Origin of the sequence: Microbacterium invictum (assembly GCF_014197265.1) — a bacterium.
GTDB lineage: Bacteria > Actinomycetota > Actinomycetes > Actinomycetales > Microbacteriaceae > Microbacterium > Microbacterium invictum.
The window spans coordinates 1,413,680-1,438,551 of record NZ_JACIFH010000001.1; the positions used below are offsets into that span (position 1 = coordinate 1,413,680).

The following is a 24,872-nucleotide window of genomic DNA, read 5'->3' on the forward strand; positions in this document are numbered from 1 at the left end:
GAAGGGGCCCCGGACCACGTGTCGCCCGAAGTGCGGGATAGTCTCGTACGGTGCAGATCACCGTCCGCGTCAAGCCCGGCAGCCGCAAGGGGCCGCTCGTGGAATCGGATGCCGGCAGTCTCACCCTCTTCGTCCGCGACCGTGCCGTCGACGGCGCAGCGAACGATGCGGTCGTGCGGCTGCTCGCCGACCATTTCGGCATCCCTCAGCGCGATGTCACGATTCTGCGCGGGCATACCTCGCGGATCAAGCGCGTCGAGGTGGACGCGTGACCGCGCCCCGTGTGCGACGTGGAGGGCTGCGGCGCGACCACTTCATCGATCTGCGCCCGCTGACGACCAGTCCGGCGTTCGCCCGCATGTGGATCGGGTCGACCCTCGCCGGCCTCGGCGGGCAGCTGACCCTCGTGGCGATCATGCTCCACATGTACGAGCTGACGGCATCCACCTTCGCGGTGTCGATGATCGCCGTCGCCGGGCTCGTGCCCATGATCTTTGCGGGCCTGTACGGCGGCATGCTCGCCGACGCGTTCGACCGGCGCCGTGTCGCACTCCTCGCGGCGAGCGTCACCTTCGCCTCGACCGCCGTTCTCATGGTCCTCACCTGGACCGGCATGGAGTCGGTGGCGTGGCTCTACGTCATCGCGGTCGTGAACTCGTCGGCCAACTCGGTCGTGATGGCGGCGCGGCAGGCGATCGTGCCGCGGCTGATCCCGGCCGCGCTGCTGCCAGCCGCTTCGGCACTGGGCGGCATCACCATGGGCATCATGGTCTCGATCGGGCCGGCCGCCGCGGGCATCCTGGTCGCCTTCACCGGTTACGGCTGGACCTACACGATCGACCTCGTGCTGATGTCGGCGCTGTTCCTGGGCCTGTGGACGCTGCCGGCGATCAAACCCGAGGGCGAGATCGTCCGGCCCGGGCTGAAGTCGCTGGTCGACGGCTGGCAGTTCCTGCGGCGGGCGGGAAACATCCGCATGCAGTACATCCTCGATATCACCGCGATGACGTTCGGGCAGCCACTCGCACTCTTCCCGGCGATCGGGGCGCTGCTGCTGGGCGGCGGCGCGATCACGACCGGCGTGCTGACCGCCGCGATCGCCGTCGGCGCGTTCTTTTCGAGCCTGCTGTCGGGGCCGGTGGCCCGGTACCGCTGGCACGGCCGCGGCATCGAACGGGCGATCATCGCGTACGGGGCGTCTATCGCGCTGTTCGGCCTGATGCTGCTGCTGGCCGCGTTCGGCCTGTTCGCGCCCGAGGTCGTCGACGAGACCTCGGCCAACATCGTGATGCTCGTCGCCGCGTGCTTCGCCCTGGCAGGTTCGGGCGCCGCCGACAACATCAGCTCGATCTTCCGCAGCACCATGATGCAGTCGGCTGTCCCCGACGCGATCCGCGGGCGCCTGCAGGGCATCTTCATCGTGGTGGTCGCCGGCGGACCACGCGTGGGCGCCCTCTACGCCGGCACGCTCGCCACCTTCACGGCGCTGTGGTTCCCGCCGCTGCTGGGCGGGTTCGTCATCATCGGCCTGGTCCTGTTCCTGGTGCGACTGAGCCCGCGGTTCCGCGCGTACGACGCCGAGCACCCCGTGCCCTGAGGCAGGGTTCCGGCCGCATATCTGCGGAATTCGGACGTCACATCCCGGGACGCGCCGCGGCGTCGCAGGCCGGAGCTAGAGTCGCCGAGTGAGCATCACACCCACCCCTGTGGCCGCCGCCACAGCCGCACGCGCCGCCAGCGTGACGATCCTCGTGCAGTTCGTGTTCACGGGCATCATCTGGGGCTCGAGCTTTCTGTTCATGAAGGTCGCGCTCGAAGGAATTTCCCCGGCCCAGGTCGTCCTGGCACGCCTGGTGCTCGGCGGCCTGACCCTCGGGCTGTTCGTGCTGCTGCGGCGGGAACGCCTCCCCCGCCGTCGCGTCGTCTGGGCGCACATGACGGTGCTGGCCTGCTCGTTCTGCGTCATCCCGTTCCTGCTGTTCTCGTGGGCGCAGCAGCATGTCACGTCAGGACTCGCCAGCATCTACAACGCCACGACGCCGATCATGACGGCGATCATGGCGTGGCTCGTCTTCCGGGTCGAGAAGCTCAACGCGGTGCAGATCACCGGCATCCTCGTCGGCATCTCGGGCGTCATGGTCATCATCGCGCCGTGGCAGGGCCTCGACTTCAGTCAGAGCCTCGTCGCGCAGTTCACGATTCTCGGGGCCACCGCCTGCTACGGCTTCAGCCTCGCGTACATGCGGCGCTTCGCGTCGAACACCGGCATGTCGGCGCTGACCTTCTCGTTCTTGAACATCGGTATCGCCGCGGTGATCATGGTCGCGCTCGCGCCGCTGATCGCCACCACTCCGGTGCGGCTCGACCCGTGGATCATCGGCAGTCTGCTGCTGCTCGGCTGCCTCGGCACCGGCGTCGCGTACATCTGGAACCAGAACGTGCTGCGCGCTTGGGGCCCCACCCGCGCCTCGACGGTGACCTACATCACCCCGGTGGTCGGCGTGATCCTCGGCGTCATCGTCCTCGGCGAGCACCTGTCGTGGAACGAGCCGGCCGGTGCCGTGCTGGTGTTCCTCGGCATCCTCCTCGCCCAAGACCGTCTGCGGCGACGCGCTCGCACCGCGTGACGATCGCGCTACGGCACCCGGAGCTCACGGATGGGTTCGCGGCGGCTGGCGACGAGGGCGGGCACGAGCGCGGCGATGGTCGCGGTGGCGATGGCGAGCACGCCGATGGCGAGCAAGAACACTCCCCCGGGTAAGGGGTCGCCGGTGGCGATGAGCACCCCGGCACCAACCGCAGCACCCAGCACTGTCCCGCCGACCGCGAGGATCGCAGTCTGGGTGAGGAGCAGCCCGACGATCAGCCCGCGGGTGGCGCCGAGGGCGCGGCGGCGGCCGAAGTCTTTGCGGCGCATCATGACCAGGCCGTAGAGGATGATCGCGACGAGGGTGCCGGTGATGGCGAGCATGACGAGCACCAGGCCGCGTGAGAAGGTGCCGAGCTGCCCCTTCACGAGAGCGCGCAGCTCGGCGAGCGCTTCACTGGTCTGCACGGTGACCTTCGTGGGGTCATCGGCGGCGAGTACCGACAGTACGGCGTCGGACACGGGGGCGACCAGGTCGGGGCGTTCGGCGATCACAACGAGGATGTTGACGGTCTCTGCACCGGTCGCTTCGGGCTGCGGTACGAGCACGACCGGCTCGAACCCGGTGAGGAAGTCGGGGGTGTCGATGGTACCGGCGACGCCGTAATCGGCGCCGGTGGTGAAGGTGATCCCGCCGGCCACGTCGGGCAGGCCGAGCTGGTCGAGGGCGAGCGGCGACGCGTACGCGAGCCCGCCGGGCACCGGTGAGTCGATGGGGATACCGAGCCGGTCGAGCCCGGTGCCGTACGCGTAGCGGACCGGAACCCGGGTGCCGTCGGGGATGAGCGTATTGGTGGCATCCATCGCCAGCGAGAACGCGGCAGTCCATTCGATGCCCTCGACCCCGGCGATCCGGTCGAGCACGTCGCTGGTGATCCCGGCGCCGTCCTCGGCACGCACCGTTATCGAACGAGTGCCGGCCGAGTCGATCGACGACAGCACGCTCTGCTCGGCGGCAACCGTGCGGCCGGTGGTGAGCATGACGGTGACGATCATCCCCGCCACCATCAGCATCGTGAGCACGGATGCCACAGGCTGCGACCGCGCCGACGCGAACGCCTCCGCGATGATGCCCGCCGCGCGCCCCGCCGCTGAACCGCCGCTCATAGTCGGATGTCCTCGTCGCAGGCGGCGGCCACCTCGGGCGAGTGGGTCACGACGATCACGGCGGCGCCGCCGGCCGCGTGCTCGCGCAGCGCGTCGACGACCAGATCACTCGTGACCGGGTCGAGGTTGCCGGTCGGTTCGTCGGCCAGAAGCACCCGCGGCGCGTTCAGCAGGGCGCGGCACAGCGCGATCCGCTGCGCCTGCCCGCCCGACACCTGACCGGGTTTGCGCAGCGGCGGCACGTCCACCCCGAACCTCTCCAGCAGACCGAGCGCGTCCGCGCGGGCGTCGCGGCGCGACTGCCCCCGGTACAGGGCAGTCTCGGTGACGTTGTCGAGCACGGTGCGGGTCTGGTCGAGCGCGGCGTCTTGGAACACGAAGCCGAACCGGTCGGCCCGCAGCCGTGCCCGTGCAGCATCCGGCATCCGCGTCGCATCCATCCCGTCCACGGCGATGTGCCCCTGCCCCGGGTGCAGCATGAGCCCCAGCAAGTACAGCAGGGTCGACTTGCCCCGGCCCGACGGACCGGTCAGCGCGGTCATCGACCCGGCCCGGAACGACGCCGACCACCCGTCGAGCACCCGCACGCCGGGCACGTATTCGAACCCGACGTCCCGGGCCTGCAGCACCGGCGCCTCGGTGGTCATGATGTGGTTCCGGATGCCGGAACTCGCACCCGCGTGCCGTCCGCGACCCCGTCGACCACACTCATGCCGCGTGCCGACGCGGTCATCGTCACCGGTATCCGCTCGCCGTCTTCGTCGATCACCGCGATCTGCCCGTCACCGCCGGTCACCAGCGCCGCCGACGGCACCACCAGCCCCGCGACCGTCTCGACCGTCACGATGCGCGAGGGCAGAGGCGCCTGCCCGGTCACCGGGATCTGCCCGCACTCGTCACCGCAGATCACACTGTCATCGACGCCGGAGAGCGAGACGATCACCGTGCCGGACTGCTCATCGCGACGCTGGTCGACGACGAACCCGATCCACTCGCCACCCTCGGGCGACGCGATTTCGACCCGCGTGCCCGGCGGCATCATGCCCGCCTGTGAGTCGGTCACCGGCACCGTGAACGACGGCGACGCCGGCAGTCCCCGCAGCACCGCCTCGCCACCGCTGACCGACGCGCCACGCGAGATCACCTCGGTGTCGAGCGACACCCGGGTCGGCAACGTGGGCACGAAGATCACGTCGCCGACGCCGACCGTACCGGTCTGCTCGACTCCGAGCGACTTCTGCCATGCTCGTACCGCGGCCGTCGTGCTCCACATCGCGCGGCCGTCGATATCGCCCGAATAGAAGCCGAGGGCGTCGAGCATTCGCTGCAGCTGCGCGACGTCATCGCCGCGCACGCCCGACTCGATCGGTCGGTACGCCGGAACGTCACCCTGAGCGACGACCACCGGCCGCTCGTCGACGCGGTACAGCACCGACCCCTGCTGCACCTCGTCGCCCGCAGCCACCACGACCTCGGTCACCGTGCCCGTGGCCTTGTTGGCACCCACGGGCACCGGCGCCCACTCGGCCACCGTGTTCAGGTTGATGCTCGACCCCACCTCACCGGGTGCCACCGCGACGTAGGTGAACTCGGTCGCCTCGAGCGGGTCTTCAGCGGGCGTCAGCACCGTGGCCGCGGCCCACCCGACACCGGCGCCGAGCCCGACCAGCACGAGCCCACCCACCAGCCACCCCACCCAACGCGCACCCCGTCGAGACGTCGAAGAACCCTCAGTCGTCGGCAATGCCCGCTCCTCGTCCATCGTCACAATACTGGCGCGAACTTGCGCCCCTACCTGGATGCGTTAGCCCGCCGTTAGGTTTCACCCGTTCTGGCCGAACGTCTCGAATGGATCGGCGCACGTCAGTCGGAGCTCGCTATCGTAGGACAACCCCGCCGCGTCGGAGGTGTCGTAGACGTCACCGCGAACCAGCATGTCGTCCTCATACTGCTGGTAGCTCGGCAACTCGGGCGCATCCACACCGTGCTCGATCAAGCACTCCCGGTACCGCACCTGCGCGTCGTACTCGATTCGAGCCAGTTCAGGCGTCCACTCCATCGACTGCGGCACGTTCGGCGCCCCCTTCGCGGCGCATTCCTCGATATCCCGAACGTATACGTCGTGCTGAGCCTCTGTGGATCCCCCGCGTATGGAGTCGCCGTCGAGTGCAACGTCCCAGCCGAGTTCTTGCAGGCAAGCAGCGCTCCATACCAGGATCTCGCGCGAGCTGACCTTCCCGTCAGCATTGGTGTCGGCGGGCTGTCTCGCATCCGGGTCGGCAGACGCGGTAGGTTCCTCCGGCCCGGGCGCGGTCGCGTCCGGGCCGGAGGAGGTGCCCACCTCAGTCGCAGCGTGCGCACAGCCGCTCAAGGTGCTGAGCGAGGCCGCGACAGCGAGAGCCAGGAGCAGTCGCCGTGTCACGTGATCTTGGGCCCGCAGGTGCCGCGAGCAGTGTCGGACGTGTGCGGTGTGTACGCGCTCCACGAGCCGGCGCTCGCGTTGTTGCCCCGCGTCGAGTTCTTGTACCCACCCCCATAGAACGGGCGACTGTCAGCACTCGTATAGGTGTGGAGCGTGACGGTCGTGGTCGTCCAACCCGCGTTCAGACGCGTCTGAATCCCGTAGCCCTGAGACGAGCTACAGGATTGGTACCCACTTGCAGTGACTGCTGCGGCGGGACTACTCATGGTGACCACGAGCGCAATCGCGGCGATCGCCCCGCCAATCCCAAGGTGCTTCTTGCGCATCCGATACTCCATTGTTTCGATGTGTTGCTCCAGCCCATCTGGCGCCGGAGTTGTCTCCTACCTATATACGTTCAGTCGCGCCGATTCCTGACCAAATTGGTCGCCACAGCTCCGGATCCGCGCCGCTAGAGGCATCGCACGTTCGTCACCGTTCCGTAGACGTTGACGTAGTTGCCTGCGCCCGCAGTGGCCAGGACCGTGGTGGCGTTGCGAGCCTGGACCGAGTTCACAGAGCGGGCGCCCGCGACTGACAGGACGTTGGGGAGCGCCGCAGTCGAATGGACCGCGCACGTCGCCCAGGTCAATCGCGTTCCCGTCTCGTTGTGCCCGCCAAAGGCGCAGATGAGCCCGGTGGGGCACTTGGACGACAGCCCACGCGCAGCGACGGACGAAACGGTCAACTCCATTCCAAGGTGCGGCCACACGACTGTCGCCTCGTCGACCACGATGCCACCCGGTTCGTGGGCCAGTGCGTACGCGATCGCGGGATCAACGCTGGCAGCAGCGGCTGATGTCGTCGAAGCACCGATAATGATCGCGGCACCCGCGACGACGGAGAAGAGGCGTGAGCGAAACCACGGTCTGATCATTCGGTCTCCCAAAGGGTATATGCGGTGACGGAGCCGGCGGGCAGCCGGTCCAACGGAGCGAGACGGACATCTTCCGTGCCGACGATCCGCCCGGTCTCCCCAGAGACAAGCAGGAGGTGGCGAAAGTCAGGGTTGAGAGTCGAGTCGGCTCCGAGAACGATCACTGGGCGCCCGCCTCGATCCGTGGCTTCGCCGACGAATTCAAGGCCGGAAGCAGCGCGCAACATGTCCAGCAGGTGGTGATGCTGAGCATCGGTCATCGTCCACGAATGGAATAATCCGTCAATACCGATCATCAGCGCGGAAGCAGACGGCCTCTCGGGCACGCCGAACGCAGTGAGCACGGCGCGCATGTCGTCGTAAGACTCGCCGGGATCGTCATCGACCGGTGGCGGGTCGAACCCGCCGGGGCCGTGTGTCACATCGTGGAGGACTGTGCCGGGTTCTGGCGCCGCGAGCTGTCCTTCTGGCGGTGTCGACCCGTCGGCGAGATACGGCACTCCGGCGACCACGAGCATGCGGCCGGATCCGTCATACTCCCAGGCGAAAGTCGTGACCTCCGGAGCGATCGTCGCCGTCCGGGTACCGTCGGCGGCCTCGTCGAGATGGAGATACCAGCCCACCGCGTGCGTGCGACGTTCAATCGCAGCCGGCCCGCTGGTCGCTGTGAGGCGACGTTGCGCCATATCGATCACCTCGTCCACCCCGATCGCCAGCGGCGATACCTGCAGCGGTGCGGGCGTCAATGCCACGGCCCGTGACGGCGCCACCCATGGCCATACGAGGACGAATGCCACCAGTATGACTGCGGCTGTGAGGAGGACCTGCGCGGTGGGGGCGCGCCTCGTCGACGACACCAGAGAGTGCGACCCCGTGGCCATGATCCTGTCTCGCAGCGCGATCTCGTCGGCAGTCAGCGGGCGATCTACCCGTTGACCGCGCAGCGGATCGAGCGAGGCGATCATCGCGTCCAGTTCGTCGTCATCGACTCGATGCTGATCGAACGTCATACTCCACCCCCCCGGAATGCGGCTCGTCGCTGGCAGTCGGCCACACTTCGCGCAACGCAGCGCGTGCGCGACTCGCCCGTTTCCATACCGCTGGCTCGGAGCATCCGAGCACAACCGCGGCGTCAGCCGCCGACATCTCATCCCAGATGATCAGTTGAAGAACCACCCGGTGTACCTCCGCGAGTCTGTCCCACGCTACGTCGAGATCCCTCAGGAGTGGATCGGCATCGTCTGCCACGTTCACCACGGCGTGGTCACGCAGGGCAGCGCGCTCACGTTCACCCTCACGCGCTGCACGGTTGATTGCGAACCCCGCAGCGCGAACGAGCCAACCGACGGGGTTCGGGTGATCTGCCGGGAGTTTTTCCCACGCGAGTTGGAACGCCTCCGAGCAGATGTCCTCGGCTCGCTGGTCATCGCCGACACGCCGGCGCGCGTATCGCCACACCGGTCGCCACGCATGTTCGTACAGCGCAGCGAACTCGTCGCGGGTCAGCGTCATCGTGGTCCTTGTGCCGGGACCGCCATGGCCCCCTCACCATGTATATGTCGGATTCGGCAGAATCCTGACATCTGCGGCTCGAACGATTTCAGATCGGTACACCGAGCATCGCTCCTCGAGTCAGTTGTCTCCCCAGGTGTCCATCGGATCTGGGCAGGAGCGACGCACGATCGGATCATCGACATGGGTGTCGCCGCGATTGGCGCCAGTCCGTACAGGTCGATGGCTTCTGCCCGTTCGAAGAGAGCGTCGCTGAACACTTGATAGGTCGGCAACTCCGGAGGAATGAGTCCGAGTTCAACCAGGCACGCGCGAAGTCCTTGCTGCGCCGCATACTCGCTCTCGGCCAACGCCGGGGTGATGGGCGCGGCCTGCGTCGTCCCTACGCCGGCGGCCTCCGCACATTCAGCGTCATCTGCACGATAAACCTCGAGCTGCTCGGGCGGCGTCTCGACGCTGAACCCGCCGTTACCCACGTACTCGACATCCCAGCCGCGCTGCGCGAGACACTCACCCACCGCGCGAGCCACCTCGTCGGGAGTGCGGGGCGTCATCTCTGCCCCGGGTGCCATCGAGGCTGCGGCTGACGCAGACTCCCGCGAAGCGCCAGGTGCCGGGGAACCAGCGGCACACCCGCCAACCGCGAGAATCGCGGCCAGAACCCCTCCTGCCGCAAGACGCCTGCTCACACTTCTTTATGTCGAAACACGGAGAAACCTGACCTGATGAGTGCCCGACCATTGAATCAAGAGCGCACACACGCAAGCGGGGTGGATGCCGTGGCATCCACCCCGCTTGCGAAGTCGAACGATCAGGCCTGCAGTGAGCCCTGCAGGTCGAGCGTGATGGTCACGTCCTTGCCGACCAGGACACCGCCGGTCTCGAGCGCGGCGTTCCAGGTGAGGCCGAAGTCCTCGCGGTTGATGACCGTCTTCGCGGTCGCGCCGGCCTTGTAGTTGCCCCACGGGTCGGTGCCGAAGCCGCCGAACTCGAGCTCGAAAGTTACCGGCTTGGTGACGCCGTGGATGGTGAGGTCACCGTCGACGAGGAAGTCGTCGCCGGCGACGCGCACGCCGGTCGAGACGAAGTCGATCGTCGGGTAGGTCTCGATGTCGAAGAAGTCGCCCGAGCGCAGGTGGGTGTCGCGGCCCTCGTCCTTGGTGTTGATCGACGCGGCGTCGGCGCTGGCGGTGACCTGCACCTCGAGCGGGTTGGCGGGGGCGACGATTGTGGCGCTGCTCACGCTGAAGGAGCCGCGCACCTTCGAGATCATCATGTGGCGGACGCTGAACGAGATCTCGCTGTGCGCGGGGTCGAGCACCCAGGTGCCTGCCTTGTAGCCGGGGATTTCGATGGCGGTGGTCGTGGTGTCGGTCATGAGGGGTGGCCTTTCGGTCAGGGAGTCGGTCTGCGAAGGTTCAACGCGTCCGCGCGATATCTATTCCAGAGAATGTAAAAAAGTTCTGGGGCTTGTTGAAGACCTGACCGGACGCCCGGACCGAACGTGACAGGGGGTGGATGCCGTGGCATCCACCCCCTGTCACGTTCGAAGTCTGTCAGCCGACCTGCTCGAGGTCGATCACGAAGACGAGCGTCTTGCCGCCGAGGAAGTGACCGCCGGCGGGGCCATATGCCAGGTGCGGCGGGATGACCAGCTCACGGCGCCCGCCGACCTTCATGCCCGGGATGCCGTCCTGCCAGCCCTGGATGAGGCCTCGGAGCGGGAATTGGATGGTCTCGCCACGGCTCCACGAGGAGTCGAACTCTTCGCCGGTGTCGTACTCGACGCCGAGGTAGTGGACGGTCACGGTGTCGCCGGGCTTCGCCTCGGTGCCGTCGCCCACGATGATGTCGCGGATGACGAGCTCGGCGGGGGCGGCGCCTTCGGGCGCGTCGATCTCGGGCTTGGTGCGGTCGGTGCTCATACATCCATCCAAGCACGCCCGCCGCCGCCGTGGGACCTCTTGACACCGTCGAAGCGCCGCGGTGACAATGGGGGCAGACCAACTCAGCGCTCGGGAGACACGCCGGCATCGCCGCGGCACCGAGCGCTGAGTCTTGTTGTGGGCGGCCCCGCTCAGCGCGCCATCAGCTGTGCACGCGCCGCCGTGGCACGGGCGAGGTACACCCGCTCGTCGTCCGCGGCCTGCAGGTCGCGACCCGACAGGGCGCGCTGGCGAGCGGCGGCCAGCGACGTCGCCTCGGCGATGAACCGCCGCATGAGCCCCGACCGGTCGCCGGGCAGGCTGCGCGCCCACGTCATGCCCTGACGGCGGCCGCGAGGCGTCGCGAGCATCTGCACCTCGGTCGGGGTGAACCAGCCGGCGACGGCGTACTCCCCCAGCCGATCGCGCGTGAGCCGCGCCTCTTCACGACGCAGCAGGATGATGCCGACGATGAAGCAGATGAACAGGGGCACCTGAAGGGTGAAGTACAGCAGGAAGAAGTCGGCGAACATCGCCGAGCCGTTCCAGAACGCGTGCAGGATCGTTGCGCCGGCGATGCCCGCCAGCCAGTATCCCCCGGCCGTCCGGCCTTGCCGCACCGCACGGCCGAGCAGGAACCCCGTGACGGCTGTGAACATGGCGTGCGCGAACGGCGACATGATCCCGCGCATGAAGAAGGTCATCGTGACGTCGGTCACGCCGCCCTCGATGAGGCTCGTGGCGAAGTAGAGGATGTTCTCGGTGAACGCGAACCCGGCGCCCACGAGCGCGCCGTAGACGACGCCGTCGACAGGTCCGTCGAACGCGCGACGGCCGATCACGAGAATCAGGAGCACGCCGAGACCCTTCGCCAGCTCTTCGACCAGCGGCGCCTGGATGACCGTCGAGAACGTCTCGCGCACCGGCGACGCGTCGACGCCGATGGCGAGGGTTATCAGCGCGTCGACCAGCAGCGCGAGCGCGACGGCGGCGATCGCTCCCCAGGCGACGGCGAAGACCGTCAGCGACCGCGGTTCGGGTTCCCACCGGTCGACCAGCCGTACCGTCAGCAGCACGCCGGTGAGCGGGATCAGGGCCAGCACCATGCCGATGACCGACGCGGCGGTCCCGAGGAAGGTCAGCAGGTAGGCGGCGAGCGCGATGAGCAGGACGATGAGGATGCCGAAGCCCCACAGCGGCGCCGACCGCCCCTTGCGGGCTGGAACCGGCAGCGGCGGCGCGACCGGCGCCGGTGAGATCGGCGCCCCCGCACCGTGCTCGGGCTGCGCGAGAGGCGACGGGTAGATCATGCGGTTCAGCCTATGGTTACCATCAGCGCCAGCCCGCGCGCGTGCGCGACCGGTAGCCTGGAACGATGCGCTTCGCCCACGTCATCGCCGCCGGAGCCACCCCCGAAATGAGCGTCTCGCGGCTCGCGGTCATCCAGGATGACCGCGCCCTGCCGGTCGCCGGACTGTTCGAAGGTGCGCCTTCGCGGCTGCAGTCCCTGATCGAGGGCGGCGACCCGCTGCTGGCCCGCGTGCGTGAGGCCGCGGCGGCCGCGGACGTGGCCTCGTGGCATCCACTTGACGCGTTCTCCTTTGCCTCGGCCGTCCAGACGCCGCCGGTGATCCTCGCAGTCGGCCTGAACTATGCCGCGCACTCCAGCGAGCTGGGGCTGAAGGCCGACAAGGCGCCGACCGTGTTCGTGCTGTGGCCGAACTCGCTCACCGCGCACGATGCCACGACCACGTGGCCGCGGACTCTGAGCGAATCGGTGGATTACGAGGCTGAGCTCGGCGTCATCATCGGCGCTCCCGCGCGTGACGTCACCGAGGAGAACGCCCTCGACCACGTGTGGGGCTACACGGTCGTCAACGACATCACCGCCCGCGACATCCAGTTCTCCGAAGCGCAGTGGTCGCGCTGCAAGTCGTTCGACGGGTTCACCCCGACCGGCCCGTTCGTGGTCACCGCGGATGAGATCGCCGATCCCCAGGATCTGCACATCTGGGCGATCGTGGACGGCCAGACCGTGCAGGACGCGAACACGGGGCAGATGATCCGCTCGGTCGCGACGCTCGTCGCGCACCTGTCGCAGTCGGCGACGCTGCTGCCGGGCACGCTGATCTCCACCGGCAGCCCGGGCGGAGCCGGCTACTCGCGCGACCCGCAGATCTTCCTGCGCGACCGCTCGACCGTGACGGTCGGGATCGACGGCATCGGTCAGCTGACGACGCATTGCCGTATCGACGGCTGAAAAGCGGAACGGCGGCGGATGCCGGAGCACCCACCGCCGCTCGATGAGGTTCGGATCAGCGTCCGGCCTGGTTCAGCACCTCTTCGCACGACAGCTGCTGGCCCCACACCTCGATGTAGCCGGTGCCGCCGTTCGCGATGCACGCCTCGACCTGCGAGTTGATGTCACCGACGGCGCTGGCGAAAAGGGTGAAGACCACAATGCCGACGATCACGCCGAGCACGATCAGCACCGAACTCACGATGATCGCGGCGAGCGCCATGCCGTTCTTCTGACCGGCCTTCTTGCTCTGGACGAGCGCGACGATGCCGAGGATCAGACCGACCAGCTGCAGGCCGATGGGAACGATCGCGAGGATGAGCGCCACGATGCCCATCGTCTTGCCGGGGTTGACCGGCTGCGGCGCGCCGTAACCCTCGGTCGGATAGGCAGGCGCCGCATACGCGGGAGCCGCACCGGGCTGCTCGGGGGCCGAAGCGCCGTAAGCCGGCGCCTGATACGAGGCCGGGTCGCCTGCGGGGGGCTGGTATGCGGGCGGCTGGTCGCCGGACGGCGTGGGGTTCTGGGGGTCGGTCATGAGGCCTCCTAAGTCGTGCACGGGTGATCCCGGCAGTGCGAAACTAGCCGATCATGCGGTTGCGGCGCAGTATGCGCGCCGCAATCAGCTCTCGACGACGTTCTCGGCGGGCTGAACGATGGGGATCGCCTGGGTGATCGCCTCGAGGCCCGACAGACGCGCAGGCGAGAGCTGCTTGTCGACCTCTTCGCGGCTCATGAGTCCCGCCTCGACGACGAGGTCGCCGACGTTGCGGTGCGTCAGCAGCGCGGTCTTGGCCAGTGCCGCCGAGGCGGCGTAGCCGAGGAACGGGGTCAATGCCGTGACGACGCCGACCGACGAGCCGACCATCGCGCCCAGCCGCTCGCGGTTCGCGGTGATGCCGTCGACGCAGTTGACGCGCAGGGTCCTCATGCCGCGCCGCATCCAGGTGATCGACTGGAAGATGGAGTGGGCGATGACCGGCTCGAACGCGTTCAACTGAAGCTGGCCGGCCTCGACGGCCATCGTCACCGTCATGTCGGCGCCGACGACGGCGAACGCCACCTGGTTGACGACCTCGGGGATGACGGGATTCACCTTGCCGGGCATGATGCTGGAGCCCGCCTGCTGCGCCGGCAGGTTGATCTCGCCGAACCCTGCCTGAGGCCCGCTGGAGAGCAGCCGCAGGTCGTTGCATATCTTGGAGAGCTTGATCGCGTTGCGCTTGAGCGACGATGAGAACGACATGAACGATCCGGTGTCGCTGGTGGCTTCGACGAGGTCATCGGCGGTGGCGAGGTCGAGCCCGGTGATCTCGCGCAGATGGTGAAGCACGCGAGGGGCATACGCGGCGTGGGTGGTGATGCCGGTGCCGATGGCGGTGGCGCCCATGTTGATCTCGTACAGGAGGTACGCGTTCTCGGTGAGCCGCTGGTGGTCGTAGCCGAGAGTCGTCGCGAACCCGTGGAACTCCTGCCCGAGGGTCATCGGCACGGCATCCTGCAGCTGCGTGCGCCCGATCTTGAGGACATCGTGGAATTCGACTGCCTTGCGCAGGAAGGACTGCTTGAGCAGGTCGAGTTCCTCGAGCAGAGTCCTCAGATCCAGGCCGAGTCCTACCTTCACCGCGGTGGGATAGACGTCGTTGGTCGACTGGCTGCGGTTGGTGTGGTCGATCGGCGACAGGAACGCGTAGTCGCCCTTCTCGCGGCCGGCGAGTTCGAGCGCGATGTTGGTGATGACCTCGTTCGCGTTCATGTTGGTCGAGGTCCCCGCCCCGCCCTGGATCACCCCGACGACGAACTGGTCGTGGAACTCACCGTCGATCACCTTCTGCGACGCGCGGTCGATGAGGTCCGCCCGCTCGGGGTCGAGGACCCCGATCTCGCGATTGGCTCGGGCCGAGGCCTGCTTGACCATCGCGAGAGCGACGACGAGGTCGCGGTAGACCGAGATCGGTCGCTGCGAGATCGGGAAGTTGTCGAGTGCCCGAGCGGTATGGATGCCCCAATAGGCATCGGCGGGGATCTCCTTCGAGCCCAGCGAGTCGGTCTCCGTGCGCGTCATTGCGTCAGCCATGTGTCTGCAGTCCTTGTGGGTCGTCACAGTGCGGGTGGGTGTCCGTCCAGCCTACTGCCGGACACCGCCGAGCGCCGGGTCGGCTCAGCGCTTGCGCGAGAACGCCTCGAGCCGCTCGTCGGGCGTCAGGCGCGCCATCGCAGCCACCCATTCGGCCGTGAAGTACTCCCCCGTCGGCGCTTCGACCACCGGGACCACCGTCGAGGTGATGGTGTCGTCGTACACGTGGACCAGGTGGAACGACTGCCCGGCATCCATCCCGTTGACAGCCACCGCGGGCCGCTGCAGATTCATCGTGTAGCAGGTGGCCGCGGCGACGCTCACCGGCACCCCGGCGAAGGTCCCGGTCATCGAGTAGTGCAGGTGCCCGGCGAGAATACCGCGCACGTCGCTGCCGGCGATGACGTCGGCCAGGGCGTCTTGGTGCCGCAGCTCAAGGATGTCGAACAGCGGCAGGTGGCTCGGCAGCGGCGGGTGGTGGAGGGCCAGGATCGTGCCGAGGGGCGCAGGCTCGGCGAGGACCTCGCGCAGCCAGTCGAGCTGACTCTGGTCGAGGTCGCCGTGGTGCCAACCGGGAACGCTGGAGTCGAGGGAGATCAGGCGCAGGCCCTGCAGGTCCCAGACACCGGTGACGGGCTCGGGTGTGGGCGCGCCGCTGAGCAGGCCTTCACGCAGCGCGGGCCGCTCGTCGTGGTTGCCGGCGACCCACACAACCGGCGCGCCGAGGCGCTCGGCGAACGGCTCGACCGCCGACCGCAGCGCCGCGTACGCCTCGGGCTCGCCCAGGTCGGTGAGGTCACCAGTGAAGACGAGGGCATGGGGGCGGATGCCGGTGCGCTCGACCGCGGTCAGTGCGGCGGTGAGGTTCGCGGCAGTGTCGTAGACGCCGCCCAGCGGTGCGTTGCCCGCCATCAGGTGCGTGTCGCTGAGGTGGACGATCACCCGCTGCGCGGGCGGGTGCTGACCGAACTGCACGGCATCCATGAGCACAAGCCTATGGGCGGGTGGCGACGTCGGCGGTGCCGCTCAGTGGTTGAAGACGATCAGCAGCAGGCCGCCGAGCACGGCGGCGGCGCAGACGGCGAAACTCGCGTAGGCGCCGACCAGCGAGAGGCGCTTCTGGAACTCGGTGAGCGGGCTCTTCCGGGCCGCCTTCGCCGCGGCCTTGGCCGCGCGACGCGCTTCCTTCTCGGTGATCACGGTGATCGCGTCGGTGAACTCCGCCGGCGCGACGACCGGCGCGCGGCCGGCGCGCACCAGCAGCCGCAGGCCGATGGCGTAGAAGGTGACGACGATCGCCGCGGCCAGCAGCGCAGCGCAGGCCACCTGGACGAACGCGAACCAGTCGATCTGGATACTCATCGGTCGGCATCCTTCCCGGTGCGCGTGGTGTCTTTGACCGCCTTCTGCTGGGTCTTCGCCGCGCGGGCCGCGGCCTTCGACTTCGCTTTGGCCTCAGCCTTGGCCTTGGCTTCCGCTTCGGCGCGGACGCGCGCCTCTTCACGCAGGATGGCGCGCTGGCGTCGCGTGGGCGGCGGGTTGCGTTTCACCTTGACGGCACGGCCGGACTCGGCGACGTCGGCCATCGCGTTGCCGGCCGTGACCTGGTTGCGGCGCGAACGGATGAAGATGGCCAGCACGACGATGACCGCAAGCGCCGCGCCGATGAGGACGCCGACCAGCTGGCCGAACCAGACCACCAGCAGCGCGGCCAGCGCGCCGACGGCGCCGGCGGCCGGGAGGGTGAGCAGCCAGCCGATCATGATGCGACCCGCCGTGCGCCAGCGCACCTTCGACCCGCGCCGGCCGAGGCCGGAGCCGATCACCGAGCCCGAGGCGACCTGCGTCGTCGACAGCGCGAAGCCGAGAGCACTGGAGGCCAGGATCGTCGATGCCGTGGATGCTTCGGCCGAGAACCCCTGCGCGGGCTTGACATCGGTCAAGCCCTTGCCGAGCGTGCGGATGATGCGCCACCCGCCCATGTACGTGCCGAGGGCGATCGTGAACGCACACGCGACGATGACCCACGTCTGCGGCTCATGGTGCGCAGCGGACTGCCATCCCACGGTGATCAGCGCGAGGGTGATGACGCCCATCGTCTTCTGCGCATCGTTGGTGCCGTGCGCCAGGGCGACGAGTGAGGAGGTGAAGATCTGACCCCACCGGAAGCCATCGCGCCCGTCGGGCTTGCTGTCGTAGCGACGGGTGACCGCATAGGCGATCTTCGTCGCCGTGAACGCGATGAGCCCCGCTGTCAGCGGTGCGATCAGGGCCGGCAGCACGACCTTCGACATCACGGTGCCGAAATCGATCGCCGCGGCGCTCGCCCCGACGAGCGTCGCTCCGATCAGTCCGCCGAACAATGCGTGCGATGAGCTGGACGGCAGCCCCAGCAGCCACGTGAGCATGTTCCACGTGATCGCGCCGATGAGACCCGCGAAGATGATCGCGGGGAAGATCGCCGCCGATATCTCGTCCTCGCGGATGATGCCGCCCGAGATCGTCTTGGCCACTTCGGTGGACAGGAATGCGCCGACGAGGTTCAGTCCGGCCGCCAGGAGAACGGCGACCTTGGGCTTGAGCGCGCCCGTCGCGATGGGGGTGGCCATCGCGTTCGCGGTGTCGTGGAATCCGTTGGTGAAATCGAAGAACAGCGCCAGTGCGATGACGAGCACGACGATGAGGGCTGCGGTCTCCACAGTTCGCTTTCAGTCGTTTTGGGTGGGGAGGATGCCGAAGAGAATCGGCGGTGCGAACGAACAGTTCACCGTGGGTTCATGTTCCGGCAACCGGACCGTTGAAATCTTCGCACATCCGACCCCGATCGCAGAACCTGGGCGACCGGTTTCAGAGCGCTTCCATAGGCGCGTGTCGCGTAGCGTGGAGCGATGACCAGCCCGGACCTCACCGCCCCTGTCGCACCCACCCGTCCGTTCACTCGCAGCCACCACGGCGACGACGTCGCCGACCACTACGAATGGCTGCGCGCGAAGGACGACGAAGTTGTGATCGCGCATCTGAAGGACGAGAACGCCTACACCCACTCGCGGACGGCGCACCTGGCCGGGCTGCGCGAGGACATCTTCCAGGAGATGAAGCAGCGCACCCTCGAGACCGATCTCTCGGTGCCCACCCGGCGCGGGAACTGGTGGTATTACAGCCGCACCGTGGAGGGTTCGCAGTACGGCATCCACTGCCGCGCTCCCCTGGCCGACCCCGACGACTGGACTCCTCCGGAACTCACCGCCGACACCGAAATCGACGGCGAGCAGGTGATGCTCGACGGCAACGTCGAGGCGGAGGGGCACGAGTTCTTCTCGCTCGGCAGCTTCGATACCTCCACCGACGGCACGCGCCTGCTCTACGGCGTCGATCTGGCCGGCGACGAGCGCTACACGCTGCGCATCCGCGATCTGTCCACCGGCACGGACCTCGCCGACGTCGTCCCGAACACCTCGGCCGGCGCCTCCTTCTCCCCCGACGGCCGGTTCGTGGTCTACACGACCATGGACGACGCGTGGCGCCCTGACACGGTCTGGCTGCACGAAGTGGGAACGGATGCCGCGGCCGATCAGCAGCTGTTCCACGAGCCCGACGAGCGCTACTGGGTCGGCGCCGGGTTCACGCGCAGCGACAAGTACCTCATGATCGGCGTGGGTTCGTCGATCACGTCCGAGGAGTTCCTCGTCCCCGCCGACGACCTGCGCGCGCAGCCGAGGTCGGTGTGGCCGCGCCGCGAGGGGGTCGAGTATGAGTCGACCCATGCCGTCGTGGACGGCGAGGATGTGCTGTACATCCTGCACAACGACGGGGCCCTCGATTTCGAGTTGGTGCGGGTTGCGGCATCCACCCCCGACGGCGAGCGCGAGATCGTCCTCCCCCACCTGCCGGGCCGCCGACTGCTGGACATGTCGGCGTTCCGCGACTGGGGCACCGTCGCGTACCGGCGCGACGGGATCGTGCGGATGGGCTTGCTCGACTACGGCACCGGCGCGGTGCGCGAGCTGGACTTCGACGAGCCGCTGTACACGGTGGGCGCCTCGGGCAATCCGGAGTGGGCGCCGCCGATGATCCGGCTCGGCTACGGCTCGTTCGTGACCCCGGGCACCGTCTACGACTACGTCGTGGACACTGCCGAGCTGCTGCTGCGCAAGCGTCAGCCGGTGCTCGGCGGATTCGACCCGGCCGACTACGGCCAGGAGCGGGTGTGGGCGGTCACCGAAGACGGTGTGCGCGTGCCGGTCTCGCTCGTGTGGAAGCGATCGTTCGGCGCTCCCGGCGACGGGCCGCGGCCGGTGCACCTGTACGGCTACGGATCGTACGAGCATTCCATCGATCCGGGATTCTCGATCGCTCGGCTGTCGCTGCTGGACCGGGGGGTCGTCTTCGCCGTCGCGCACGTGCGCGGGGGCGGCGAGATGGGCAGGCAGTGGTACGAGGACGGCAAGCTGCAGTCCAAGCGCAACACGTTCACGGACTTCGTCGCCGTCGCCCGGCACCTGGTCGACGCCGGGTACACGACGCCCGACCGGATGGTCGCCGAAGGCGGCTCGGCGGGCGGGCTGCTGATGGGCGCCGTCGCAAACCTCGCGCCGGAGCTGTTCGCCGGGATCCTCGCCGACGTGCCCTTCGTCGATGCGCTGACCACGATCCTCGACCCCTCGCTGCCGTTGACGGTCATCGAGTGGGACGAGTGGGGCGACCCGCTGCACGACGCCGGTGTCTACGAGTACATGAAGTCGTACACGCCGTACGAGAACGTGCGCGCAGGGGTGCAGTATCCGCGGATTCTCGCGGTCACCTCGCTCAACGACACCCGGGTGCTCTACGTGGAGCCGGCCAAGTGGGTCGCGCGGCTGCGCGAGGTCGGCGCCGACGCGCTGCTCAAGTGCGAGATGGTCGCCGGGCACGGCGGCGTGAGCGGTCGGTACAACGCCTGGCACCAGCGCGCGTTCGAGCTCGCCTGGCTGCTGGACGTGCTGGGTCTCGCCGCCTGAGCCTGGGCGTGGTCCGGTGCCTCTTGGCGCCACCCCCGGCATCCCCTCCCCTCAGTCACGGAGACAGGAGAAGTCACCGGCACAGGACATGTGATCGATAACACCTCCTGTGCTCGCGATTTCTCCTCTCTGAGGGAGTTGCCGGCCGCCGCGTCACCGGCGGGCGGGCGCGAGGTGGAGACCCTGGGCCATCGCGGTGGCCACGGTCGTGAGGACCTCATCGGCGCAGAAGAGCACCTGGTAGTAGTCGAACCGGAGCACCGTGTATCCGAGCAGCACCAGGCGGGCGTCGGCGCGAAGGTCGCGGCGGCGATCGGCGGCCTGGTGGTGGGCGAACCCGTCGAGCTGGACCACCAGCGTCTCGCCCACGAGCGCGTCGACCGGATGCCCGTCGATCCACACCTGCTGCCGAACCGAGACACCGATCGATCTCATCAGGTGCGCGAAGCGGGTCTCCAGCCCCGAATCGGACAGGTCCGACGCCACCTTCGCCAGCATGCGAGCCCGCGTGCTGCGCCAGGCGACCCGTTCGAGGACCTGCGCCGACACCCGCCCCTGGCGGATCGCCGATTCCCAGACGCTGAGTGCGTCGATCACGGCGACACAGCGAGCGGCGTGGAACAGGACGTTGATGACCGGATCTGCGACCTCGCTCGCACCGACGGGCATGGGGCCACGTGACCAGTGCAGCCGCAGTCCCGCAGAGTCGATTCCCGACGCGGTGGGCGGCAGCGCCAGGTGGAGGTGTTCGTGGGAGGGAGTCCACAAGTTCAGTCGCTGGGCCCCGGTCAGACAGGTGACTCGCCCGCCCGCTTGGGCTGCGCGGCGGAGCTCAGGGTCCGCATCCGGCGTCGCGAGCCAGGACCGTCGCACCCACCGCACCGCGCCCGCCGCGAGCGCCGAACGGATGCCGTGTGTGGTGAACCCGGCGGCGCGGAGCGGTTGAGTGTGTGCGACGCCACCGCGAGCGGCGAGCCAGGTGCGCATCTCCTCGATCGTCCGCATGGCGCCCAGCCTGGTCGCTGTTTCACCCCGGTCGCACCGCGAGCGGCCGATCTGTGGATGGATCTGACATCCATCCACCTGTGCAGGAAGCTTCGCGCCCCGGCCAGCGCGTCGCCGGTGCAGGCGGAGTCACCGGTACAGGAGAAGTCACCCGTGCAGGAGAAGTCACCAGCGCAGGAGAAATCACCGGTACAGGAGAAATCACCGGTACAGGAAAAGTCACCGGTACACGAGAAGTCACCGGTGCAGGAGAAGTCGCCGGTGCAGGAGAAGTCACCGACATAGGAGATGACAACGGTCACACGTCCTGTGCCGGTGATTTCTCCGGTGTTCGCGATGCGCGTGGCGCCAGAGATGAGTGGATGCCGGTGACACGGCCCGTCTCGACCATTTCGCCTGTCTGCGCGACGCGCGACGCGCGGCGACGCGCTGCATCATCCGAACGTGGAGATGCGGCGGGGATCACCCGAACAGCGCGGCGGCCTCTTCGTAGCGGTACAGCGGCACGGTGTTGAGCTCGCCGAGGGCCTCGTCGAACGGCACGCGGACGATGTCGGTGCCCTTCAGGGACACCATCTGGCCCCAGGCGCCGTCGACGATGGCGTCGGCGGCGTGCAGGCCCAGGCGGGTCGCGAGCACCCGGTCGAAGCCCGACGGCGAGCCGCCACGCTGAATGTGGCCCAGCACGGTGGAGCGGGTCTCGATCCCCGTGAGGCGCTCGATCTCGGGGGCGAGCACCTCGCCGATGCCACCCAGCCGCGGACGGTTGAAGGCGTCGAGGCCCTTGTCGCTGTACGCCTCGTCCATGCCGGTGAGGGTGAAGCCCTCCGACACGACGACCAGCGGCGCGCGGCCGCGATCGTGGGCCTTGGTGACCTGGGCGACGATCTCGTCGATCGACATGGGAACCTCGGGGATGCAGATGACGTGCGCCCCGGCGGCGACGCCGGAGTGCAGGGCGATCCAGCCGACGTGACGACCCATGACCTCGGCGATCATGCAGCGCTGGTGCGAGTCGCCGGTGGTGCGGAGCCGGTCCATCGCGTCGGTCGCGATGTTGACGGCGGTGTCGAAACCGAACGAGTAGTCGGTGGCGCGCAGGTCGTTGTCGATGGTCTTCGGCACGCCCATGACGTTGATGCCGTCGTTGTACAGGCGGTTCGCCGCCGCGAGGGTGCCCTCGCCGCCGATCGCGATGATGCCGTCGATGCGGTGCCCGTAGAGGGTCTTTGCGATGTTCTCGGCACCGCCGCGCGGCCCCTCGTACGGATTGGTGCGGCTCGTGCCGAGGATCGTCCCGCCGACCTTCGACAGGCCCTTCACCTCGTGGCGCGTGAGGGGGAAGAAGTCACCGTCGACCACGCCGCGCCAGCCGTCGCGGATGCCCACGAACTCGATGTTGTACGTGGTCGTGCCCTTCAGCACGACGCCGCGGATGACGGCGTTCAGGCCGGGGCAGTCGCCGCCGCTGGTGAGGATGCCGATCTTCATGGTGTGAGGATCCTTCGTTATTCGGGGAACTCGATACGGCGTCGTCGCCTCGGTTTGAGACTATCGCCGTGAGGCTCTCGCGTGCCACACCAGGAGCCGTGCCTACGCCTTGCCCACGCGTGTGCACCCGGCGCCGGCGCGGCCGCCTCGAACAGCGCCCGCCGGCCTCGCTCGAGCCGCCGGCGCTACGCGGCGCCGAGCGACTGGCGCAGCAGGTGCATGAGCGCGGACATCTGCACCGAGTCGCTCGAGGTCGGGTCGACGGCCTCGCCGTCCAGCGCGCGCGCGGCCAGGCCCTGCTTCGAGTCGATGAGCTCGGCGATCTTGGTGTCGATCGTGTGCGCGGCGATGATCCGCCACGCGGTGACCGGCTCGTCCTGACCGATGCGGTGGACGCGGTCGATCGCCTGGGTCTGCTCGGCTGCCGTCCACGACAGCTCCGCGAGCACGACGTTCGACGCGGCCTGCATGTTCAGTCCGACGCCGGCCGCGGTCAGCGAGCACACCGCGATCGCGACATCGGGGTCGCTGTTGAACGCATCGATCGCCTGCTGCCGCGCGGGCGTGGTCTGGTCACCGCGAATGGACACCGTACGCAGACCGGATGCCGCGAAGTGCGCCTCAGCGGCATCCATCACATCGATGTGCTTCGCGAAGAAGACCACCTTGTCGACGGATCGCTGCAGCTGCACCGCGTAATCGGCCGCGAGGTGCGCCTTGGCCTGGCCGATGCGCCGGACCATCGTGAACACGTTCTCGGCCCCGGGCCCGGCGGCCTTGGTCTCTTCGAGCTCACCGTGCGCCACGAGACGGACGATGTCCTCGTCCACCTCACCGAAGACGACGGTGTCGCCGCGCGCCTCGATGATGCGGCGGTACTTCGCGGCCAGCCGTTCGCCCAGCTCGCGCTCGGCGTCGCGGATCGAACGGCCGTACTCGTCGTCCAGCTCGACCGGCAGGTCGGCGATGAGCTTGTCGGGCAGGTCGGCGGCGACGTCCTTCTTCTTGCGCCGGACGATGCCCATCGAGATCACCGCGTCACGGGCTTCGGGGTAGAACGCCTTGTCCGCGGGGGTGAGGCCGGTGGCATCCAGCTTCTCCATCAGCTCGGGACCGGGCTTCTCACCGTTGGTCCACCCCAGGAACCGCCAGATCGCGTCGAAGTCCTCGACGTCGTTGATCAGCGGGGTTCCGGTCAGCGCCAGCATGAGCGGGTCACTGACCTGCTCGCGGATGCGCGTGGCCAGCCCGAGCACGTTCTGCGAGCGCTGCGAGGTGAGGTTCTTGATGAAGTGCGCCTCGTCGACGACCATGCCTTTGAGGCCGAGGGTCGCGAGCCACGACAGATGCCGGTCGAGCACTTCGTAATTGACGATGAACACGTCCGCGAACGCGTCGACCTGGGCGCCGTCACCGTGGATGACGGTGGCGCGGCGCTGCGGGGTCCACCGCTCGACCTCGCGGGCCCAGTTCATCTTGACGACGTTCGGCACGACCGCGAGCAGCGGGTAGGCGTCAGCGACGGATGCCGCGAGCACCGACTCGGCGGTCTTGCCCAGGCCCGGCTCGTCGGCCAGCAGGAAGGATCGGTGTCCGGCCCGCACCGCCTCGAGGAAGCGGGACTGGTGGACCATGATCTCGAGCCCCTTGGGCGAAAGACGGTCGAACTCGGGCACCGGGGGCAGCTCCATCGTGGCCGCTCCCCCGCCGGCGCCGGTCTCGAACGCCTTGTACAGCGGGCCCATGAGCTCCCAGCCGTCCAGGCGCCGACGCGGGGTCGGTGCCGGTGCGCGCAGGCTGAAGTCGGGGGCGAGGAACGGGTTCGACTCACGGCGCGTCTCGATCTGCGGAGGCGTGACCTGACGGTCGGCGAGCCCGGCGGGAACGACGGGCGCGCGCACCGGCTTGACGTCGGTGATGATGAGCTCATCGTCGGGCAGCTCGGCGCCCGACTCGAGCAGCCAGTCACGGCGCATGCGGCGCGCGACGGGCGAGGTGGCCTGATCGACCTCGAGCAGCTGGATCAGCGACGTGTCGCGGGCCGCGGTCTTGGCCAGGATCGTGGCCACGCCGTCGAGACGCTTGAGCAGCTCGGCGCGTGCGCCGTCGGCGATCTCGGTGTCACCCTTCACCCGGGCGCGCTCTTCGCGCACCAGGAAGGCGATGACCTGGAACTTGACGCGGTTGGTCGGGCCGAGTTTGCCGCGCTGTGCTTTGGCCTCGACCTCGCGCACCTTGCGCGCGAGGATGGGGATCAGCGGCGCATCGTCGTGCTTGCGGGCCGACGAGGCGCCACGACGTCGCGAAGACGTCCTGGAAGCGGTGGATGCCGTGGGCGGCATGCTCCTCCTGAGCGTGAGTGCCGGTGCGGTGTGGACGATACGCTGTCAGCCGACCGGGCGGTTGGCGGCACGGATGCCGCATCGGGGATAGCAGGGACCGATCCTGTCGGCCGCGGAGTACTCGCTTCTGCG

At 68.4% G+C, this 24,872-nt stretch carries 23 protein-coding genes; 5 read left to right on the forward strand and 18 right to left on the reverse strand.

The window, feature by feature from the left end:
• The first annotated feature begins 50 nt into the window (after positions 1-50).
• The 3 genes from BKA10_RS06880 (at position 51) to BKA10_RS06890 (ending at position 2,627) form a co-directional block, all read left to right on the forward strand.
• On the forward strand, positions 51-272 hold the full coding sequence (locus BKA10_RS06880; RefSeq protein ID WP_183499211.1) for a DUF167 family protein: 222 nt from the start codon (positions 51-53) through the stop codon (positions 270-272).
• Complete coding sequence (locus tag BKA10_RS06885) at positions 269-1,597, forward strand: MFS transporter (RefSeq protein WP_308221554.1); 1,329 nt, start codon at positions 269-271, stop codon at positions 1,595-1,597. The genes BKA10_RS06880 and BKA10_RS06885 overlap by 4 nt, the downstream gene beginning before the upstream one ends.
• A 94-nt stretch (positions 1,598-1,691) precedes the next feature.
• Positions 1,692-2,627, forward strand: coding sequence for a DMT family transporter (locus BKA10_RS06890; protein WP_372491417.1), 936 nt, complete (start codon positions 1,692-1,694; stop codon positions 2,625-2,627).
• 8 nt (positions 2,628-2,635) lie between these two features.
• Here BKA10_RS06890 and BKA10_RS06895 read toward each other — a convergent pair whose 3' ends face one another.
• From BKA10_RS06895 to BKA10_RS06940, 10 genes are all read right to left on the reverse strand, one after another.
• Complete coding sequence (locus BKA10_RS06895; protein WP_241739901.1) at positions 2,636-3,754, reverse strand: ABC transporter permease; 1,119 nt, start codon at positions 3,752-3,754, stop codon at positions 2,636-2,638.
• The gene (locus tag BKA10_RS06900; protein ID WP_183499212.1) at positions 3,751-4,401 is read right to left on the reverse strand and encodes an ABC transporter ATP-binding protein; all 651 of its coding nucleotides are present in this window, start codon (positions 4,399-4,401) and stop codon (positions 3,751-3,753) included. Before BKA10_RS06900 ends, BKA10_RS06895 begins: the two co-directional genes overlap by 4 nt.
• On the reverse strand, positions 4,398-5,450 hold the full coding sequence (locus BKA10_RS06905) for a peptidoglycan-binding protein (RefSeq protein WP_248198903.1): 1,053 nt from the start codon (positions 5,448-5,450) through the stop codon (positions 4,398-4,400). The genes BKA10_RS06900 and BKA10_RS06905 overlap by 4 nt, the downstream gene beginning before the upstream one ends.
• A gap of 126 nt (positions 5,451-5,576) precedes the next feature.
• Positions 5,577-6,095 carry a hypothetical protein gene (locus BKA10_RS06910; RefSeq protein ID WP_183499214.1) on the reverse strand — a complete coding sequence of 173 codons (519 nt, stop codon included), beginning with the start codon at positions 6,093-6,095 and terminating at the stop codon, positions 5,577-5,579.
• A gap of 532 nt (positions 6,096-6,627) precedes the next feature.
• Positions 6,628-7,092, reverse strand: a complete 465-nt coding sequence (locus tag BKA10_RS06915) for a hypothetical protein (protein ID WP_183499215.1) — start codon at positions 7,090-7,092, stop codon at positions 6,628-6,630.
• Complete coding sequence (locus tag BKA10_RS06920) at positions 7,089-8,102, reverse strand: hypothetical protein (RefSeq protein WP_183499216.1); 1,014 nt, start codon at positions 8,100-8,102, stop codon at positions 7,089-7,091. Before BKA10_RS06920 ends, BKA10_RS06915 begins: the two co-directional genes overlap by 4 nt.
• On the reverse strand, positions 8,074-8,604 hold the full coding sequence (locus BKA10_RS06925; protein WP_183499217.1) for an RNA polymerase sigma factor: 531 nt from the start codon (positions 8,602-8,604) through the stop codon (positions 8,074-8,076). The genes BKA10_RS06920 and BKA10_RS06925 overlap by 29 nt, the downstream gene beginning before the upstream one ends.
• Positions 8,605-9,415: 811 nt before the next feature.
• Entirely contained in the window at positions 9,416-9,982 is a 567-nt protein-coding gene (locus BKA10_RS06930) for a YceI family protein (RefSeq protein WP_183499218.1), read from the reverse strand.
• A gap of 178 nt (positions 9,983-10,160) precedes the next feature.
• Positions 10,161-10,529, reverse strand: a complete 369-nt coding sequence (locus BKA10_RS06935) for an FKBP-type peptidyl-prolyl cis-trans isomerase (protein ID WP_183499219.1) — start codon at positions 10,527-10,529, stop codon at positions 10,161-10,163.
• Positions 10,530-10,681: 152 nt separating this feature from the next.
• On the reverse strand, positions 10,682-11,839 hold the full coding sequence (locus tag BKA10_RS06940) for a PrsW family intramembrane metalloprotease (protein ID WP_183499220.1): 1,158 nt from the start codon (positions 11,837-11,839) through the stop codon (positions 10,682-10,684).
• A gap of 65 nt (positions 11,840-11,904) precedes the next feature.
• Here BKA10_RS06940 and BKA10_RS06945 point away from each other — a divergent pair, with 65 nt between their 5' ends.
• Entirely contained in the window at positions 11,905-12,789 is an 885-nt protein-coding gene (locus BKA10_RS06945) for a fumarylacetoacetate hydrolase family protein (protein WP_183499221.1), read from the forward strand.
• A gap of 55 nt (positions 12,790-12,844) precedes the next feature.
• Here the strand turns inward: BKA10_RS06945 and BKA10_RS06950 are convergent, their stop codons facing one another.
• The 5 genes from BKA10_RS06950 to BKA10_RS06970 form a co-directional block, all read right to left on the reverse strand.
• On the reverse strand, positions 12,845-13,366 hold the full coding sequence (locus tag BKA10_RS06950; protein ID WP_183499222.1) for a DUF4190 domain-containing protein: 522 nt from the start codon (positions 13,364-13,366) through the stop codon (positions 12,845-12,847).
• Between the two features lie 84 nt (positions 13,367-13,450).
• The gene (locus BKA10_RS06955; RefSeq protein WP_372491411.1) at positions 13,451-14,893 is read right to left on the reverse strand and encodes an aspartate ammonia-lyase; all 1,443 of its coding nucleotides are present in this window, start codon (positions 14,891-14,893) and stop codon (positions 13,451-13,453) included.
• 96 nt (positions 14,894-14,989) lie between these two features.
• Complete coding sequence (locus BKA10_RS06960) at positions 14,990-15,889, reverse strand: phosphodiesterase (RefSeq protein ID WP_183499224.1); 900 nt, start codon at positions 15,887-15,889, stop codon at positions 14,990-14,992.
• Positions 15,890-15,931: 42 nt separating this feature from the next.
• Complete coding sequence (locus tag BKA10_RS06965) at positions 15,932-16,267, reverse strand: peptidase (protein ID WP_183499225.1); 336 nt, start codon at positions 16,265-16,267, stop codon at positions 15,932-15,934.
• Positions 16,264-17,604, reverse strand: a complete 1,341-nt coding sequence (locus tag BKA10_RS06970) for an inorganic phosphate transporter (protein ID WP_183499226.1) — start codon at positions 17,602-17,604, stop codon at positions 16,264-16,266. Before BKA10_RS06970 ends, BKA10_RS06965 begins: the two co-directional genes overlap by 4 nt.
• Positions 17,605-17,793: 189 nt before the next feature.
• Between BKA10_RS06970 and BKA10_RS06975 the strand changes: the two genes are divergently transcribed.
• Positions 17,794-19,902 carry a S9 family peptidase gene (locus BKA10_RS06975; protein WP_183499227.1) on the forward strand — a complete coding sequence of 703 codons (2,109 nt, stop codon included), beginning with the start codon at positions 17,794-17,796 and terminating at the stop codon, positions 19,900-19,902.
• 153 nt (positions 19,903-20,055) lie between these two features.
• Here the strand turns inward: BKA10_RS06975 and BKA10_RS06980 are convergent, their stop codons facing one another.
• From BKA10_RS06980 to BKA10_RS06990, 3 genes are all read right to left on the reverse strand, one after another.
• Positions 20,056-20,907 carry a DUF559 domain-containing protein gene (locus BKA10_RS06980; RefSeq protein WP_183499228.1) on the reverse strand — a complete coding sequence of 284 codons (852 nt, stop codon included), beginning with the start codon at positions 20,905-20,907 and terminating at the stop codon, positions 20,056-20,058.
• Positions 20,908-21,369: 462 nt separating this feature from the next.
• Positions 21,370-22,398 carry a 6-phosphofructokinase gene (locus tag BKA10_RS06985; protein WP_183499229.1) on the reverse strand — a complete coding sequence of 343 codons (1,029 nt, stop codon included), beginning with the start codon at positions 22,396-22,398 and terminating at the stop codon, positions 21,370-21,372.
• A gap of 185 nt (positions 22,399-22,583) precedes the next feature.
• Positions 22,584-24,740, reverse strand: coding sequence for a DEAD/DEAH box helicase (locus BKA10_RS06990; RefSeq protein ID WP_183499230.1), 2,157 nt, complete (start codon positions 24,738-24,740; stop codon positions 22,584-22,586).
• Positions 24,741-24,872: the final 132 nt, after the last annotated feature.